We start from the raw sequence: 15152 nt of genomic DNA on the forward strand, positions 1-15152 counted from the left end.
ATGTCGTCGGTGCAGGTGAGGGTGCTCGCGCTGTTTTCGGTCGGGTATTTCGTGTCGTACGTGTTTCGCGGCGTCAATCTGGGCTTCGCGCCGTTCGTCACGCACGAGCTCGGGCTGTCGGCCGCCGATCTCGGCCTGCTGACCAGCCTCTATTTCCTCGGCTTCGCGGGCGCGCAGATTCCGGCCGGCGTGATGCTCGACCACTTCGGCCCGCGTCGCGTGACGGCCGGCATGCTGCTGTTCGCGGCGGCCGGTGCGGCCGTGTTCGGCGCCGCGCACGGCCTCGGCACGATGATGATCGGCCGGCTGCTGATCGGCGTCGGCGTATCGGTATGTCTCGGCGCGGCGTTCAAGGCACTCGCGCAGCATTTCCCCGTCGGCCGGCTGCCGCTCGTCAACGGCCTCGTGATGGCCGTGGGCGGCCTTGGCGGCGTGATGGTCGGCTCGCCGCTGACCTGGCTGCTCGGCTGGACGAGCTGGCGCGCGATCTGTTTCGGCCTCGCGGTGCTGACGGTGGTCGTCGCGGCGTCGATCGGCTTCGGTGCGCCCGAGGCGAGGCAGGCGCGCCACCAGGGCGGCCTCGTCAGCCAGTTCAAGGGCACGTGGCACATCCTGAGCAGCCGTGCGTTCTGGAAGATCTCGTCATTCTCCGTCGTCACGCAGGGCGTGTTCTACGCGATGCAGTCGCTGTGGGTCGGGCCGTATCTGCGCGATGTCGCCGGTTTCGATGCGGCGCATGCCGCGCGCCTCGTGTCGGTGCTCGGCTTCGCGATGATGGCCGGCTGCGTCGGCTTTGGCGCGGCCGCGCGCGTGCTCGAGCGGCGCGGCGTGTCGGTCTACGCGTTCTGCGGCGTCGGCATGGCGCTGTTCGTCGCGACGCAACTGGCGATCGTCGCGCGCGTGCCGCTGCCGCCGGCCGCGCTGTGGGCGGCATACGGGATGTTCGGCGGCGTCGGCATCCTGACCTACGCGGTGATGGCCGGACACTTTCCCGCGCATCTGATCGGCCGCGCGAACACGACGCTCACGCTCGTGATCTTCCTGCTGATCTTCGCGTTCCAGATCGGCGTCGGCGCGGTGCTGTCGCACTGGCCGGCGGTCGACGGCCGTTATCCGGCGGCCGCGCACTTCACCGCGTGGGGCGTGTTGCTCGCGCTGCAGCTCGCGAGTGCGGCCTGGTACGTGTGGCCCGCGCGCGGCGCTGGCCAAGCGCACTGATCCGGCGGTACGCTGGCGGGTAGGGCGGTCCTGGAAACGGGGCCGCAGCGCGCCGCGCCGTGCGGCAGGGCGCGGCGCGCGTACGATCGGACGGCCATATCCATTGAAGATAGGGCCATTTTCAGGCTATAATTTGAAAGTTTGTGCTGATCAACCTCGCACCCTAGCGCCTACCTCTTTCATCCCGTTCATCCGCCGCACGCCGCCTGCCGGGCGATGCCGCGAAGCCTCGTGCGCCACGCGCCGGGTTCGCGACTCGACAACGCAGGCCGCGTCCAGCAAGCGACCACGCGCGCCCACGCAGCGCGGCGCTCGCGCGGCAGGGTAAACAGGTCGGCAGCAGGGTGTTCCCCAAGGAGCCTCCCGTGTTGCCGTCTTTTTCTCCCGCCTTGCTTGCACTCGCCGACGGCACGGTCTTTCGTGGTTATTCGATCGGGGCCGAAGGCCACACGATCGGCGAAGTCGTGTTCAATACCGCGATCACCGGCTATCAGGAAATCCTGACTGACCCGAGCTACTCGCGCCAGATCGTCACGCTCACCTACCCGCATATCGGCAACGTCGGCGTCAACGCCGAAGACGTCGAAGCCACGAAAGTCCATGCCGCCGGCCTGATCATCCGTGATCTGCCCACGCTCGCGTCGAATTTCCGCATGGACCGCACGCTCGGCGACTACCTGCGCGACGAAGGCGTCGTCGCGATCGCCGGCATCGACACCCGCAAGCTGACCCGCATCCTGCGCGACAAGGGCGCGCAGAACGGCTGCATCCTGACCGGCTCGGACGACGCAGCGAAGGCGATCGAGCTCGCGCGCTCGTTCCCGGGCCTCGCGGGCATGGACCTCGCGAAGGTCGTGTCGACCACGAAGCCGTTCGAGTGGAAGCAGACCGAATGGCGCCTCGAAGGCGGCTACGGCATGCAGGAAGCGCCGAAGTATCGCGTCGTCGCGTACGATTTCGGCGTCAAGTACAACATCCTGCGCATGCTCGCGGAGCGCGGCTGCCACGTGACGGTGCTGCCGGCGCAGGCCAGCGCGGCCGATGCGCTCGCGCTGAATCCGGACGGCATCTTCCTGTCGAACGGCCCCGGCGATCCGGAGCCCTGCGATTACGCGATCGCGGCCACGAAGGAATTCATCGCGCGCGGGGTGCCGACCTTCGGCATCTGCCTGGGTCACCAGATCATGGGCCTCGCGGTCGGCGCGAAGACGCTGAAGATGAAGACGGGCCACCACGGCGCGAACCATCCGGTGAAGGATCTCGGCGACGGCCGTGTCGTGATCACCTCGCAGAACCACGGCTTCGCGGTCGACGCCGATTCGCTGCCGGCCAATGCGCGCGTGACGCACGTGTCGCTGTTCGACGGCACGCTGCAGGGCTTCGAGCTGACCGACAAGCCGGCATTCTGCTTCCAGGGCCACCCGGAAGCGTCGCCCGGCCCGCACGACATCGGCTACCTGTTCGATCGTTTCACCGCGCTGATGGACGCGGCGAAACAGCGCAACGCCTAAGTCACTGACGCAACCGAAGGACGGGAGATTCACATCATGTTCGGCCACGCACTCGGCATCACGGATATCTGGACCTACGTGTTCGGCGTGATCTTCATCATCCTGCTGCCGGGACCGAACTCGATGTACGTGCTGTCGCTGGCGGCGCAGCGCGGCGTGAAGGCCGGCTACCGCGCGGCCTGCGGCGTGTTCGTCGGCGATACGGTGCTGATGGTGCTGTCCGCCGCGGGCGTCGCGTCGCTGCTGAAGGCGAACCCGCTGCTGTTCTCCGTCGTCAAGTACGGCGGCGCCGCGTATCTGCTGTACATCGGCACCGGGATGCTGCGCAGCGCGTGGCGCAAGCTGCGCGCGCGCGGCGACGCACCGGTCGATGCGCCGCAGGCGGTTGACGGCGAGCGGCCCTTCCGGAAAGCGCTGATCGTGAGCCTGCTGAATCCGAAGGCGATCCTGTTCTTCATCTCGTTCTTCATCCAGTTCGTCGACCCGGCATTTCCGCATCCCGCGCTGTCGTTCGTCGTGCTCGGGGCGATCGCGCAATGCGCGAGCTTCCTGTACCTGAGCACGCTGATCTTCGCGGGCGCGCGGCTCGCCGAGCATTTCCGCCGCCGCCGCAAGCTTGCGGCAGGCGCGGCGAGCAGCGTGGGCGGCCTGTTCATCGGTTTCTCGGTGAAGCTTGCGCTCGCGACCATGAGCTGAGCGCTGCCGGCCGACCCACGACAACGATTACTTATTGAATTCACAAGCCATGCCAAAACGCACAGACATCAAGAGCATCCTCATCATCGGCGCCGGCCCGATCATCATCGGCCAGGCGTGCGAGTTCGACTACTCGGGCGCGCAGGCTTGCAAGGCGTTGCGTGAGGAGGGCTACAAGGTCATTCTCGTCAACAGCAACCCGGCGACGATCATGACCGACCCGAACACGGCCGACGTGACCTACATCGAGCCGATCACGTGGGAAGTCGTCGCACGCATCATCGAGAAGGAGCGCCCGGACGCGATCCTGCCGACGATGGGCGGCCAGACCGCGCTGAACTGCGCGCTCGACCTGCATCACCACGGCGTGCTCGAGAAGTTCGGCGTCGAGCTGATCGGCGCGTCGCCGGAAGCGATCGACAAGGCGGAAGACCGCCAGAAGTTCAAGGAAGCGATGACCAAGATCGGTCTCGGCTCCGCGAAGTCGGGCATCGCGCACTCGATGGAAGAGGCGACCCAGGTGCATGCCGAGATCATGGCCGGCACCGGCGGCAGCGGCTACCCGGTCGTGATCCGTCCGTCGTTCACGCTCGGCGGCTCGGGCGGCGGCATCGCGTACAACCGCGAGGAGTTCGAGGAGATCTGCAAGCGCGGTCTCGACCTGTCGCCCACGCGCGAGCTGCTGATCGAAGAGTCGCTGCTCGGCTGGAAGGAATACGAGATGGAAGTCGTGCGCGACCGCGCCGACAACTGCATCATCGTCTGCTCGATCGAGAACCTCGACCCGATGGGCGTGCACACCGGCGACTCGATCACGGTCGCGCCGGCGCAGACGCTCACCGACAAGGAATACCAGATCCTGCGCAACGCATCGCTCGCGGTGCTGCGCGAGATCGGCGTCGACACCGGCGGCTCGAACGTGCAGTTCTCGATCAACCCGAAGGACGGCCGCATGGTCGTCATCGAAATGAACCCGCGCGTGTCGCGTTCGTCGGCGCTCGCATCGAAGGCGACGGGCTTCCCGATCGCGAAGGTCGCCGCGAAGCTGGCGGTCGGCTACACGCTCGACGAGCTGAAGAACGAAATCACCGGCGGCCAGACGCCGGCGTCGTTCGAGCCGACGATCGACTACGTCGTCACGAAGATCCCGCGTTTCGCGTTCGAGAAGTTCCGTGAAGCCGATTCGCGCCTCACCACGCAGATGAAGTCGGTCGGCGAAGTGATGGCGATCGGCCGCACGTTCCAGGAATCGTTCCAGAAGGCGCTGCGCGGCCTCGAGGTCGGCGTCGACGGTCTCGACGAGAAGTCGACCAACCGCGACGAGATCGCGATCGAGATCCACGAGCCGGGCCCGGACCGCATCTGGTACGTGGGCGACGCATTCCGCATCGGCATGACGGCCGAGGAAATCTTCGCGGAAACCGCGATCGACCCGTGGTTCCTCGAGCAGATCGAGCAGATCATCCTGAAGGAAAAGGCGCTGTCGGGCCGCACGCTCGCGTCGCTGACGTTCGACGAGCTGCGCTACCTGAAGCAGAGCGGCTTCTCCGACCGCCGCCTCGCGAAGTTGCTCGGCGCGACGCCGGAAGACGTGCGCAAGCGTCGTATCGAACTGAACGTGCGCCCGGTCTACAAGCGCGTCGACACCTGCGCGGCCGAATTCGCGACGAAGACGGCGTACATGTACTCGACCTACGAGGAAGAGTGCGAGGCGCAGCCGACCACCAACAAGAAGATCATGGTGCTGGGCGGCGGCCCGAACCGGATCGGCCAGGGCATCGAGTTCGACTACTGCTGCGTGCACGCGGCGCTCGCGATGCGCGAGGACGGCTACGAAACGATCATGGTCAACTGCAACCCGGAAACGGTGTCGACCGACTATGACACGTCCGACCGCCTGTACTTCGAGCCGCTGACGCTCGAAGACGTGCTCGAGATCGTCGACAAGGAAAAGCCGGTCGGCGTGATCGTCCAGTACGGCGGCCAGACGCCGCTGAAGCTCGCGCTCGACCTCGAGGCGCACGGCGTGCCGATCGTCGGCACGTCGCCGGACATGATCGACGCGGCCGAAGACCGCGAGCGCTTCCAGAAGCTGCTGCAGGACCTCGGCCTGCGCCAGCCGCCGAACCGCACCGCGCGCGCCGAAGACGAAGCGCTCGCGCTCGCGGACGAAATCGGCTACCCGCTCGTCGTGCGCCCGTCGTACGTGCTGGGCGGCCGCGCGATGGAAATCGTCCACGAGCCGCGCGACCTCGAGCGCTACATGCGCGAGGCCGTGAAGGTGTCGAACGATTCGCCGGTGCTGCTCGACCGCTTCCTGAACGACGCGATCGAATGCGACGTCGACTGCATCTGCGACGGCGAAGCCGTGTTCATCGGCGGCGTGATGGAGCACATCGAGCAGGCGGGCGTCCACTCGGGCGACTCGGCATGCTCGCTGCCGCCGTACTCGCTGTCGAAGGAAACCGTGGCCGAGCTGAAGCGCCAGACGGGCGCGATGGCGAAGGCGCTGAACGTGGTCGGCCTGATGAACGTGCAGTTCGCGATCCAGCAGGTGCCGCAGGCGGACGGTTCGAAGCAGGACATCATCTACGTGCTGGAAGTGAACCCGCGCGCATCGCGCACGGTGCCGTACGTGTCGAAGGCGACCAGCCTGCCGCTCGCGAAGATCGCGGCGCGCGCGATGGTCGGCCAGAAGCTCGCGCAGCAGGGCGTGACGAAGGAAGTCGAGCCGCCGTACTTCAGCGTGAAGGAGGCCGTGTTCCCGTTCGTCAAGTTCCCGACCGTCGATCCGGTCCTCGGGCCTGAAATGCGCTCGACCGGCGAAGTGATGGGCGTCGGCCAGACGTTCGGCGAAGCGCTGTTCAAGTCGCAGCTCGCGGCCGGCTCGCGCCTGCCGGAGTCGGGCACGGTGCTGCTGACCGTGATGGACGCGGATAAGCCGAAGGCCGTCGAAGTCGCGCGCATGCTGCACGACCTCGGCTACCCGATCGTCGCGACGAAGGGGACGGCTGCCGCGATCGAAGCGGCCGGCGTGCCGGTGAAGGTCGTGAACAAGGTGAAGGACGGCCGTCCGCACATCGTCGACATGATCAAGAACGGCGAGATCGCCCTCGTGTTCACGACCGTCGACGAGACGCGCCAGGCGATCGCCGATTCGCGCTCGATCCGCATGAGCGCGCAGGCGCACAAGGTCACGTACTACACGACGATGTCGGGCGCGCGCGCGGCCGTCGAAGGCTTGCGCTACCTGAAGGATCTGGAAGTCTATGATTTACAAGGTCTTCACGCTCGCCTAAACTAAGCAGTCAGTTACCTGTCGAAGCAACACGTGCCGCGATTAGGCGGTGTTTCCAGTGCATCGGAAACGCGCTTAATCGCGGTGATTTTTTTTAAAGCCGTTTTTAGCGATTGAGCCGTTTATGAGCACCATTCCGTTGACAAAGCGTGGCGCGGAGCAACTGCGCGATGAATTGCAGCGCCTCAAGTCCGTCGAGCGGCCGGCCGTGATCAACGCGATCGCGGAGGCCCGCGCACAGGGCGACCTGTCCGAAAACGCCGAATACGATGCCGCGAAGGAAAAGCAGGGCTTCATCGAGGGTCGTATCGCGGAAATCGAATCGAAGCTGTCGGCCGCGCAGGTCATCGATCCCACCGTGCTCGACGCGGAAGGCCGCGTGGTCTTCGCGTCGACCGTCGAGCTCGAGGATCTCGAATCGGGCGACACCGTCAAGTACCAGATCGTCGGCGACGACGAAGCCGACATCGATCACGGCCTGATCTCGGTCAGCTCGCCGATCGCGCGCGCGCTGATCGGCAAGTCCGAAGGCGACGTCGCGGCCGTGCAGGCGCCGAGCGGCGTGCGCGAGTACGAAATCATCTCGGTCAGCTACATCTGAAGCGGGGCGACGTGATGCCGCATCGCGTGTTCCGCCTGCTGTCGGCCGTGTGGGTCGGCAGCCTGCTGACGATCGGGTATGCGGTCGCGCCCGTATTGTTCAAGACGCTGGAGCGGATGACGGCCGGTTCGGTCGCCGCCCAGCTGTTCCGTATCGAGGCGATCCTCGGCGTCGTGTGCGGCGTGCTGCTGCTCGCGCTGTCGAACCAGCAGGTGCGGCGCGGCAGCAGCGAATATCGCCGCGTGCGCTGGGTCGTCGCCGCGATGGTCGGGTGCGTGCTGGTCGGGTATTTTGCGCTGCAGCCGTTCATGAACGCGCTGCGGGTGGCCGCGATGGAGGCGGGTACCGATATCGCGAATTCGCCGTATGCAAGCCGCTTCGGGATGCTGCACGGCGTCTCGAGCGTGTTCTACCTCGTTGAGAGCGTGCTGGGGCTGATGCTGATCTGGCGTCTGCCGGCACGCGACGTCTGAGCGCCGCGCGGGCAGCGCGGCACGGGATGGCCCGTGCCGCATGCGTGATTACTTGTCCTGGAACGGCCGCTTGGTGCTGGCCTGGCGCTTTTTCGCACGCTTCACGTTGCCGCCGGCCGTCACGCGCTCGTTACCGCGCACGACGACCTTCGTCGGCTTCGGGCGACGCACGGGGCTCGCGTTCGGCGACACCTTGACGACCTTGACGGTGCGCGGTGCGCGGCCTTTCCTGTCGTCGGCGGCTTCGGCCGCGCTCGGCAGCGTGCCGGCACGACGGCCGCGGGCCGGGGCCGCCGCGGCGGCTTCGGGCTTCCAGATCACCAGCAGCTTGCCGATGTGCTGGATCGGCGCGGCGCTCAGGCGGTCGCAGATCTCGTCGTAGATCGCGATGCGCTCGTCGCGTTCGTCGCCGAACACGCGGATCTTGATCAGCTGGTGCGCGTTGAGGTGCACCTTGATTTCCTTCAGCACGGCGTCGGTCAGCCCTTCGGCGCCGATCAGCACGACGGGCTTGAGCGCATGGGCCTGGGAGCGCAGCGCGGAGCGCTCGGCGGGAGAAAGCGAAAGGGCGGGCATGGGAATGTCGAAATCTAAATAAGGGCGCGCTGACTGAATGGCGATCGCGGGAAGTTACCGCGTCAGCCGTGCGCCGAAACCACGTAAAATCGCGGCTTGGGCCTGAAAAGGGGCCGCAGCCGCGCGAAGAAGACGCGTATTATCCGCTAAAAGCGCGGCTTCACGAAGCAATTGGCAGCAATCTCTCTCTCGAATGGCAAAAAACCGCTTCAACCAGCACTGGCTGCACGACCACATCAACGACCCGTACGTCAAAATGGCGCAGCGGGAGGGCTATCGCGCGCGCGCCGCGTACAAGCTGAAGGAAATCGACGAGCAGGACAAGCTGATCCGTCCGGGCCAGGTGATCGTCGACCTCGGCGCGACGCCGGGCAGCTGGAGCCAGTATGCCCGCAACAAGCTCGCGCAGGGCAAGAAGCGTGACGCGGAGCGCGAAGGCGGCATCGACGGCACGATCGTGGCGCTCGACATCCTGCCGATGGAGCCGATCGCCGACGTCCACTTTCTCCAGGGCGACTTCCGCGAGGACGATGTCCTTCACCAGCTCGAAGAAGTGCTCGAAGGGCGCGCGGTGGACCTTGTTATTTCCGACATGGCCCCCAACCTCTCCGGCGTGGCCTCGGCAGACGCGGCGCGCATCGAGCATCTCTGCGATCTGGCGCTCGAATTCGCGCAGAATCATCTGAAGCCGGACGGTGCGCTGCTCGTGAAGTGCTTTCACGGCAGCGGCTACAGCCAGATCGTCGAGAAATTCAAACAGCAGTTTAAGACCGTCGCGCCGCGCAAGCCGAAGGCGTCCCGCGACAAATCGTCCGAAACGTTCATTTTGGGTCGGCATCTGAAGCATCCGCGGTGACGCGGAGCGGGATACCGCAAACGGGCTCCGGCCCTTGCCAGACAAGCGAAGCGCTATCGCGGCGGTTGTCAATGCTTATGGCGGGGGTGGTCGGACTGGATTAGAATGACCGAGGGGCGCCGCAAGGAAAATGTAGGCGCTCGTCTACGAGTGAAGGAGTGGTGCTTTGAACAACAATATGTTTTCGAAGGCAGCGGTGTGGCTGGTGATCGCACTGGTGCTGTTTACGGTGTTCAAGCAGTTCGACAAGCCCCGCGTCCAGGAAGGCGTGTCCTATTCGCAGTTCATGGACGACGCCAAGAACGGCAAGGTCAAGAACGTCATCGTTCAGGGGCGCAACCTCACCGTCACTCCGGCTGATGGCCAGAAATACCAGATCGTGTCGCCCGGCGACATCTGGATGGTCGGCGATCTGATGAAGTACGGCGTGCAGGTCAGCGGCAAGGCCGACGACGAGCCGAACGCGCTGATGTCCGCGCTGTACTACCTCGGGCCGACGATCCTGATCATCGTGTTCTGGTTCTACATGATGAGGCAGATGCAGGGAGGCGGCAAAGGCGGCGCATTCTCGTTCGGGAAATCGCGTGCGCGGCTGATCGACGAGAACAACAACGCGGTGAACTTCTCCGACGTCGCGGGCTGCGACGAAGCGAAGGAAGAAGTGTCCGAGCTCGTCGACTTCCTGCGCGATCCGCAGAAATTCCAGAAGCTGGGCGGCCGCATTCCGCGCGGCGTGCTGCTGGTCGGCCCGCCGGGTACCGGCAAGACGCTGCTGGCCCGCGCGATCGCCGGTGAAGCGAAGGTGCCGTTCTTCAGCATCTCGGGTTCGGACTTCGTCGAAATGTTCGTCGGCGTCGGTGCGGCCCGTGTGCGCGACATGTTCGAGCAGGCGAAGAAGCATGCACCGTGTATCGTGTTCATCGACGAAATCGATGCGGTCGGCCGTCATCGCGGCGCCGGCATGGGCGGCGGCAACGACGAGCGCGAGCAGACGCTGAACCAGATGCTCGTCGAGATGGACGGCTTCGAGGCGAACTCCGGCGTGATCGTGATCGCCGCGACCAACCGTTCCGACGTGCTCGACAAGGCGCTGCTGCGTCCGGGCCGTTTCGACCGCCAGGTCTATGTCGGCCTGCCGGACATCCGCGGCCGCGAGCAGATCATGCGCGTGCACCTGCGCAAGGTACCGATCGCGAACGACGTCGACGCGGCCGTCATCGCACGCGGCACGCCGGGCTTCTCCGGCGCCGATCTCGCGAACCTCGTGAACGAAGCCGCGCTGTTCGCCGCCCGCCGCGGCAAGCGCATCGTCGAGATGCAGGACTTCGAGGACGCGAAGGACAAGATCTTCATGGGTCCGGAGCGCAAGTCGGCCGTGATCCGCGAGGAAGCGAAGCGTGCGACCGCGTATCACGAGTCGGGCCACGCGGTGATCGCGAAGCTGCTGCCGAAGGCCGACCCCGTGCACAAGGTCACGATCATTCCGCGCGGCCGTGCGCTGGGCGTCACGTGGCAGTTGCCGGAGCACGACAACGAGACGTACTCGAAGGACTACCTGATGGATCGCCTCGCGATCCTGTTCGGTGGCCGCGTGGCGGAAGAGCTGTTCATGAACCTCGTCAGTACCGGCGCATCGGACGACTTCAACAAGGCGACGCAGACGGCGCGTGCGATGGTCGCCCGTTTCGGCATGACCGACGCGCTCGGGCCGATGGTCTACGTCGACGACGAAAACGATGCATCGCCGTTCGGCCGCGGTTTCACGCGCACGATTTCGGAAGCGACGCAGCAGAAGGTCGACTCGGAAATCCGCCGCGTGCTCGACGAGCAGTACGGCCTTGCGCGCCGTCTGCTCGAGGAGAACCGCGACAAGGTCGAGGCGATGACGGCCGCCCTGATGGAGTGGGAGACGATCGACGCCGATCAGATCAACGACATCATGGAAGGTCGTCCGCCGCGTTCGCCGAAGAGCTCGGCGGCGGTCGGCGGCGATTCGTCGGGCGGTGGCAGCAGCGCCGAGGTCAAGCCCGGCAACGCACCGGCGCCGGCTACGCCGGCGGCGTAATCTCTCCGCTTTAGCACCGTTCACGGGCTGGTGTGGCTTCACACCGGCCCGTTTTGCATTCATCCACGCCAGTCGCTCGTGTCCGATTCCGCTGTGTCCCCGTTCATTCCCGCGCCCCTCCAGTGCGGCCGCTTCGAGCTGACGTTCGAGCGCCCGCTCGTGATGGGCATCCTCAACGCCACGCCCGATTCGTTCTCCGACGGCGGCCGCTTCCTCGCGCGCGACGATGCGCTGCGCCAGGCCGAGCGGATGATTGCCGACGGCGCGGATATCCTTGACATCGGCGGCGAATCGACGCGCCCTGGCGCACCGCCCGTGCCGCTCGACGAGGAGCTGGCGCGCGTGATTCCGCTCGTCGAGGCGCTGCGGCCGCTGAACGTTCCGCTGTCGATCGACACGTACAAGCCGGCCGTGATGCGCGCGGCGCTGGCCGCCGGCGCGGACCTGATCAACGACATCTGGGGGTTCCGCCAGCCAGGCGCGATCGACGCGGTGCGCGAGGGCAACAGCGGACTGTGCGCGATGCACATGCTCGGCGAGCCGCAGACGATGCAGGTCGGCGAACCCGACTACGGCGATGTGGTGACCGACGTGCGCGATTTTCTCGCCGTGCGTGCGCAGGCGCTGCGCGACGCGGGCATTGCCCCGGAGCGGATCTGCGTCGATCCCGGTTTCGGGTTCGGCAAGGCGGTCGTCGACGACAACTATGCGCTGCTGGCCGCGTTGCCGGACACGGCACCCCTGCGGCCCGACGGGCGGGCATATCCGATACTCGCGGGCATGTCGCGCAAGTCGATGCTCGGCGCGGTGATCGGCGGCAAGCCGCCGATGGAGCGCGTCGCGGCGAGCGTGGCCGCCGCGTTGTGCGCGGTCGGGCGCGGTGCCGCGATCGTGCGCGTGCACGACGTCGCGGCGACGGTCGATGCATTGAAAGTGTGGAATGCCGTGCGCGAAGCCGCGCGGCAACGATAAGTCAAAAGACGAAGGAGAAAGGATCCCATGGGACGTCGATATTTCGGCACGGACGGCATTCGCGGCACGGTGGGCGAGGCACCCATCACACCGGATTTCGTGTTGCGTCTCGGTTATGCGGCGGGCAAGGTGCTGGCCGGTTCGGCCGACGTCGCGGCGGGCGCGCGTCCGACCGTGCTGATCGGCAAGGACACCCGCGTGTCGGGCTACATGCTCGAGGCCGCACTCGAGGCCGGCTTCTCGGCGGCGGGCGTCGACGTGATGCTGGCCGGCCCGATGCCGACGCCGGGCGTCGCGTACCTGACGCGCGCGCTGCGCCTGTCGGCCGGTGTCGTGATCAGTGCATCGCACAACCCGTATCACGACAACGGGATCAAGTTTTTCTCGGCTGACGGCAACAAGCTGCCCGACGACACGGAAGCCGCGATCGAAGCGTGGCTCGACAAGCCGCTCGAGTGCGCGTCGTCCGACGGCCTCGGCAAGGCGCGCCGCCTCGACGACGCGGCAGGCCGCTACATCGAGTTCTGCAAGAGCACGTTCCCGGCCGCGTTCGACCTGCGCGGGCTGAAGCTCGTGATCGATTGCGCGCACGGCGCCGCCTACCAGATCGCGCCGCACGTATTCCACGAGCTTGGCGCGGACGTGATCCCGATCGGCGTCGCGCCGAACGGCTTCAACATCAACGACGGCGTCGGTGCGACCGCGCCGGACGCGCTCGTGCGCGCGGTGCGGGCGAACCACGCCGATCTCGGCATTGCGCTTGACGGCGATGCGGACCGCCTGCAGGTCGTCGATTCGACCGGTCGCCTGTACAACGGCGACGAACTCCTCTACGTGCTCGTGAAGGACCGGATCGCGACGGACGGCAAGGTCGACGGCGCGGTCGGCACGCTGATGACGAACCTCGCGGTCGAAGTCGCGTTGCAACGCGAGGGCGTGAAGTTCGTCCGCGCGGCGGTCGGCGACCGCTACGTGCTCGAGCAGTTGCGCGAACACGGCTGGCAGCTCGGCGCGGAAGGGTCGGGCCACATCCTGTCGCTCGACCGGCATTCGACCGGCGACGGCATCGTGTCGGCGCTGCTCGTGCTGGCCGCGCTGAAGCGCGGCGGCCGTACGCTCGCGCAGATGCTCGACGGCGTCACGCTGTTCCCGCAGAAGCTGATCAACGTGCGGATGAAGCCGGGTGCCGACTGGAAGGGCAGCGCATCGATTCGCGCGGCGATCGACGCGGCGGAGGCCGCGCTCGCCGGCCGCGGCCGCGTGCTGATCCGCGCATCGGGCACCGAGCCCGTGCTGCGCGTGATGGTCGAGGCGCAGCAGGCGGCCGAGGCGGTGCGCCATGCGGAGACGATCGCCGACGCGGTGCGCGCCGCGACAACCTGATGCGGGGTGGCGGCGCGCGGCAGTCCCGTCGCCCGCGCGCCGGCGTTTCGACGAATGACCAGGCGGCGCCTTCGGGGCGCCGCCATTTCGTCAGGCGCAAAGGTTTGCGATATATATAGATGTGTTTTGGGCGTGTGTTTCCGCACGCGCATGCTTCCGACCAGATAAATCCTCCGACCCCGGATATCCAGCCCGCCACCGGCAGGGCTTCCCGCATCGCCGGCGCCCCGCGGCGATCCGCCGGTCCACCCGCGAATCGGGTGTCCGCTCGGTCCTTGCCAGGCAGGCAATTCTTGCCGCCATGGCCGTTCCGGTGCCGCCCAGGCGCCGCCCGCGCCCCCTCGCTATTCCCTTTCAACCAGTCATGTTACTGTCACGCCAGTTTCATCGATTGTCACATTACCGTCATGAGGAGCCCCTAACCTTCGCGGTGCCGTAGTCATCCGCTCACACACTGGAGGTCTCATGAAATTGATGCAAACCGCGATTGCCGGCCTGGCTGGCGCGCTTTTCGCCGTCGCCGCCCACGCTGCCGACATCACGGGCGCAGGCAGCACGTTCGCGATGCCGATCTATACGAAATGGGCTGCCGACTACCAGCAGTCCGGCGGTTCGAAGGTCAACTACCAGGGCATCGGCTCGTCGGGCGGCCTGAAGCAGATCATCGCGAAGACGGTCGATTTTGCCGGTTCGGACGCTCCGCTGAAGGATGAAGAGCTTGCGAAGGAAGGCCTGTTCCAGTTCCCGACGGTGGTCGGCGGCGTGGTGCCGGTCGTCAACGTGCCGGGCGTGAAGGCCGGCGAACTGACGCTGTCGGGCCCGGTGCTCGGCGACATCTACCTCGGCAAGATCAAGAAGTGGAACGACCCGGCGATCGCCGCGCTGAACCCGAAGGTCAAGCTGCCGGATACGGACATCGCCGTGGTTCGCCGCGCTGACGGTTCGGGCACCAGCTTCATCTGGACGAACTACCTGTCGAAGGTCAACGACGAGTGGAAGTCGAAGATCGGCGAAGGCACGACGGTCAACTGGCCGACGGGCACGGGCGGCAAGGGCAACGACGGCGTCGCGGCCTTCGTGCAGCGCCTGCCGGGCGCGATCGGCTACGTCGAATGGGCGTACGCGAAGAAGAACAACATGGTCTACACGGCCCTGAAGAACTCGACGGGCACGGTGGTCGAGCCGAAGACGGAAACGTTCAAGGCGGCCGCGGCCGGCGCGAACTGGTCGAAGTCGTTCTACCAGATCCTGACGAACCAGCCGGGCAAGGACGCATGGCCGGTCGTCGGCGCGACGTTCGTGCTGCTGCACGCGAAGCAGGACAAGCCGGAGCAGGGCGCCGAAACGCTGAAGTTCTTCAGCTGGGCGTTCAAGAACGGCGAGAAGGCTGCCGACAGCCTCGACTACATCTCGCTGCCGTCGGCGGTCGAGACGGAAATCCGCAAGCAGTGGAAGACGAAGGTGACGGACGCTTCGGGCAAGGCGGTCGCCGCCGAGTAAGCA

At 66.3% G+C, this 15152-nt stretch carries 12 protein-coding genes; 11 read left to right on the top strand and 1 reads right to left on the bottom strand.

What is annotated here, in order from left to right; translation table 11 throughout:
* The 6 genes from AC0KUR_RS22950 (at position 1) to AC0KUR_RS22975 (ending at position 7797) form a co-directional block, all read left to right on the top strand.
* A complete protein-coding gene (locus AC0KUR_RS22950; RefSeq protein ID WP_473376457.1) occupies positions 1 to 1218 on the top strand; it encodes an MFS transporter in 1218 nt (405 codons plus the stop codon).
* A gap of 365 nt (positions 1219 to 1583) precedes the next feature.
* Positions 1584 to 2729 (top strand): glutamine-hydrolyzing carbamoyl-phosphate synthase small subunit, encoded by a 1146-nt coding sequence (gene carA / locus AC0KUR_RS22955; protein ID WP_049033901.1) that lies wholly within the window; start codon positions 1584 to 1586, stop codon positions 2727 to 2729.
* Positions 2730 to 2765: 36 nt separating this feature from the next.
* Entirely contained in the window at positions 2766 to 3425 is a 660-nt protein-coding gene (leuE, locus tag AC0KUR_RS22960) for a leucine efflux protein LeuE (RefSeq protein WP_034186651.1), read from the top strand.
* 49 nt (positions 3426 to 3474) lie between these two features.
* Positions 3475 to 6729 carry a carbamoyl-phosphate synthase large subunit gene (carB, locus tag AC0KUR_RS22965; RefSeq protein ID WP_200087379.1) on the top strand — a complete coding sequence of 1085 codons (3255 nt, stop codon included), beginning with the start codon at positions 3475 to 3477 and terminating at the stop codon, positions 6727 to 6729.
* Between the two features lie 118 nt (positions 6730 to 6847).
* Positions 6848 to 7324, top strand: a complete 477-nt coding sequence (greA, locus tag AC0KUR_RS22970; protein WP_021163362.1) for a transcription elongation factor GreA — start codon at positions 6848 to 6850, stop codon at positions 7322 to 7324.
* A gap of 14 nt (positions 7325 to 7338) precedes the next feature.
* Positions 7339 to 7797 carry a DUF4149 domain-containing protein gene (locus AC0KUR_RS22975; RefSeq protein WP_473376465.1) on the top strand — a complete coding sequence of 153 codons (459 nt, stop codon included), beginning with the start codon at positions 7339 to 7341 and terminating at the stop codon, positions 7795 to 7797.
* 48 nt (positions 7798 to 7845) lie between these two features.
* On the opposite strand, the gene AC0KUR_RS22980 is transcribed toward AC0KUR_RS22975, so the two are convergent.
* On the bottom strand, positions 7846 to 8373 hold the full coding sequence (locus AC0KUR_RS22980) for a YhbY family RNA-binding protein (RefSeq protein WP_034186654.1): 528 nt from the start codon (positions 8371 to 8373) through the stop codon (positions 7846 to 7848).
* 193 nt (positions 8374 to 8566) lie between these two features.
* Between AC0KUR_RS22980 and AC0KUR_RS22985 the strand changes: the two genes are divergently transcribed.
* The 5 genes from AC0KUR_RS22985 to pstS all read left to right on the top strand — a co-directional run bounded on the left by AC0KUR_RS22985 (position 8567) and on the right by pstS (position 15149).
* The gene (locus AC0KUR_RS22985) at positions 8567 to 9229 is read left to right on the top strand and encodes an RlmE family RNA methyltransferase (protein WP_034186655.1); all 663 of its coding nucleotides are present in this window, start codon (positions 8567 to 8569) and stop codon (positions 9227 to 9229) included.
* Between the two features lie 166 nt (positions 9230 to 9395).
* Positions 9396 to 11294 (top strand): ATP-dependent zinc metalloprotease FtsH, encoded by a 1899-nt coding sequence (ftsH, locus tag AC0KUR_RS22990; RefSeq protein ID WP_034186656.1) that lies wholly within the window; start codon positions 9396 to 9398, stop codon positions 11292 to 11294.
* A gap of 162 nt (positions 11295 to 11456) precedes the next feature.
* Positions 11457 to 12266, top strand: a complete 810-nt coding sequence (gene folP, locus AC0KUR_RS22995; protein ID WP_437341336.1) for a dihydropteroate synthase — start codon at positions 11457 to 11459, stop codon at positions 12264 to 12266.
* A gap of 27 nt (positions 12267 to 12293) precedes the next feature.
* A complete protein-coding gene (gene glmM, locus AC0KUR_RS23000) occupies positions 12294 to 13649 on the top strand; it encodes a phosphoglucosamine mutase (protein WP_124609554.1) in 1356 nt (451 codons plus the stop codon).
* 465 nt (positions 13650 to 14114) lie between these two features.
* Entirely contained in the window at positions 14115 to 15149 is a 1035-nt protein-coding gene (gene pstS, locus AC0KUR_RS23005; RefSeq protein ID WP_034186659.1) for a phosphate ABC transporter substrate-binding protein PstS, read from the top strand.
* Positions 15150 to 15152: the final 3 nt, after the last annotated feature.

Source organism: Burkholderia sp. YHN3-13 (assembly GCF_055810675.1).

Coding starts and splice junctions, on each gene's coding strand:
- AC0KUR_RS22950 (WP_473376457.1), top strand. CDS start 1: ATGTCGTCGGTGCAGGTGAGGGTGCTCGCGCTGTTTTCGGTCGGGTAT.
- leuE (WP_034186651.1), top strand. CDS start 2,766: ATGTTCGGCCACGCACTCGGCATCACGGATATCTGGACCTACGTGTTC.
- carB (WP_200087379.1), top strand. CDS start 3,475: ATGCCAAAACGCACAGACATCAAGAGCATCCTCATCATCGGCGCCGGC.
- greA (WP_021163362.1), top strand. CDS start 6,848: ATGAGCACCATTCCGTTGACAAAGCGTGGCGCGGAGCAACTGCGCGAT.
- AC0KUR_RS22975 (WP_473376465.1), top strand. CDS start 7,339: ATGCCGCATCGCGTGTTCCGCCTGCTGTCGGCCGTGTGGGTCGGCAGC.
- AC0KUR_RS22980 (WP_034186654.1), bottom strand. CDS start 8,373: ATGCCCGCCCTTTCGCTTTCTCCCGCCGAGCGCTCCGCGCTGCGCTCC.
- AC0KUR_RS22985 (WP_034186655.1), top strand. CDS start 8,567: ATGGCAAAAAACCGCTTCAACCAGCACTGGCTGCACGACCACATCAAC.
- folP (WP_437341336.1), top strand. CDS start 11,457: ATGGGCATCCTCAACGCCACGCCCGATTCGTTCTCCGACGGCGGCCGC.
- glmM (WP_124609554.1), top strand. CDS start 12,294: ATGGGACGTCGATATTTCGGCACGGACGGCATTCGCGGCACGGTGGGC.
- pstS (WP_034186659.1), top strand. CDS start 14,115: ATGAAATTGATGCAAACCGCGATTGCCGGCCTGGCTGGCGCGCTTTTC.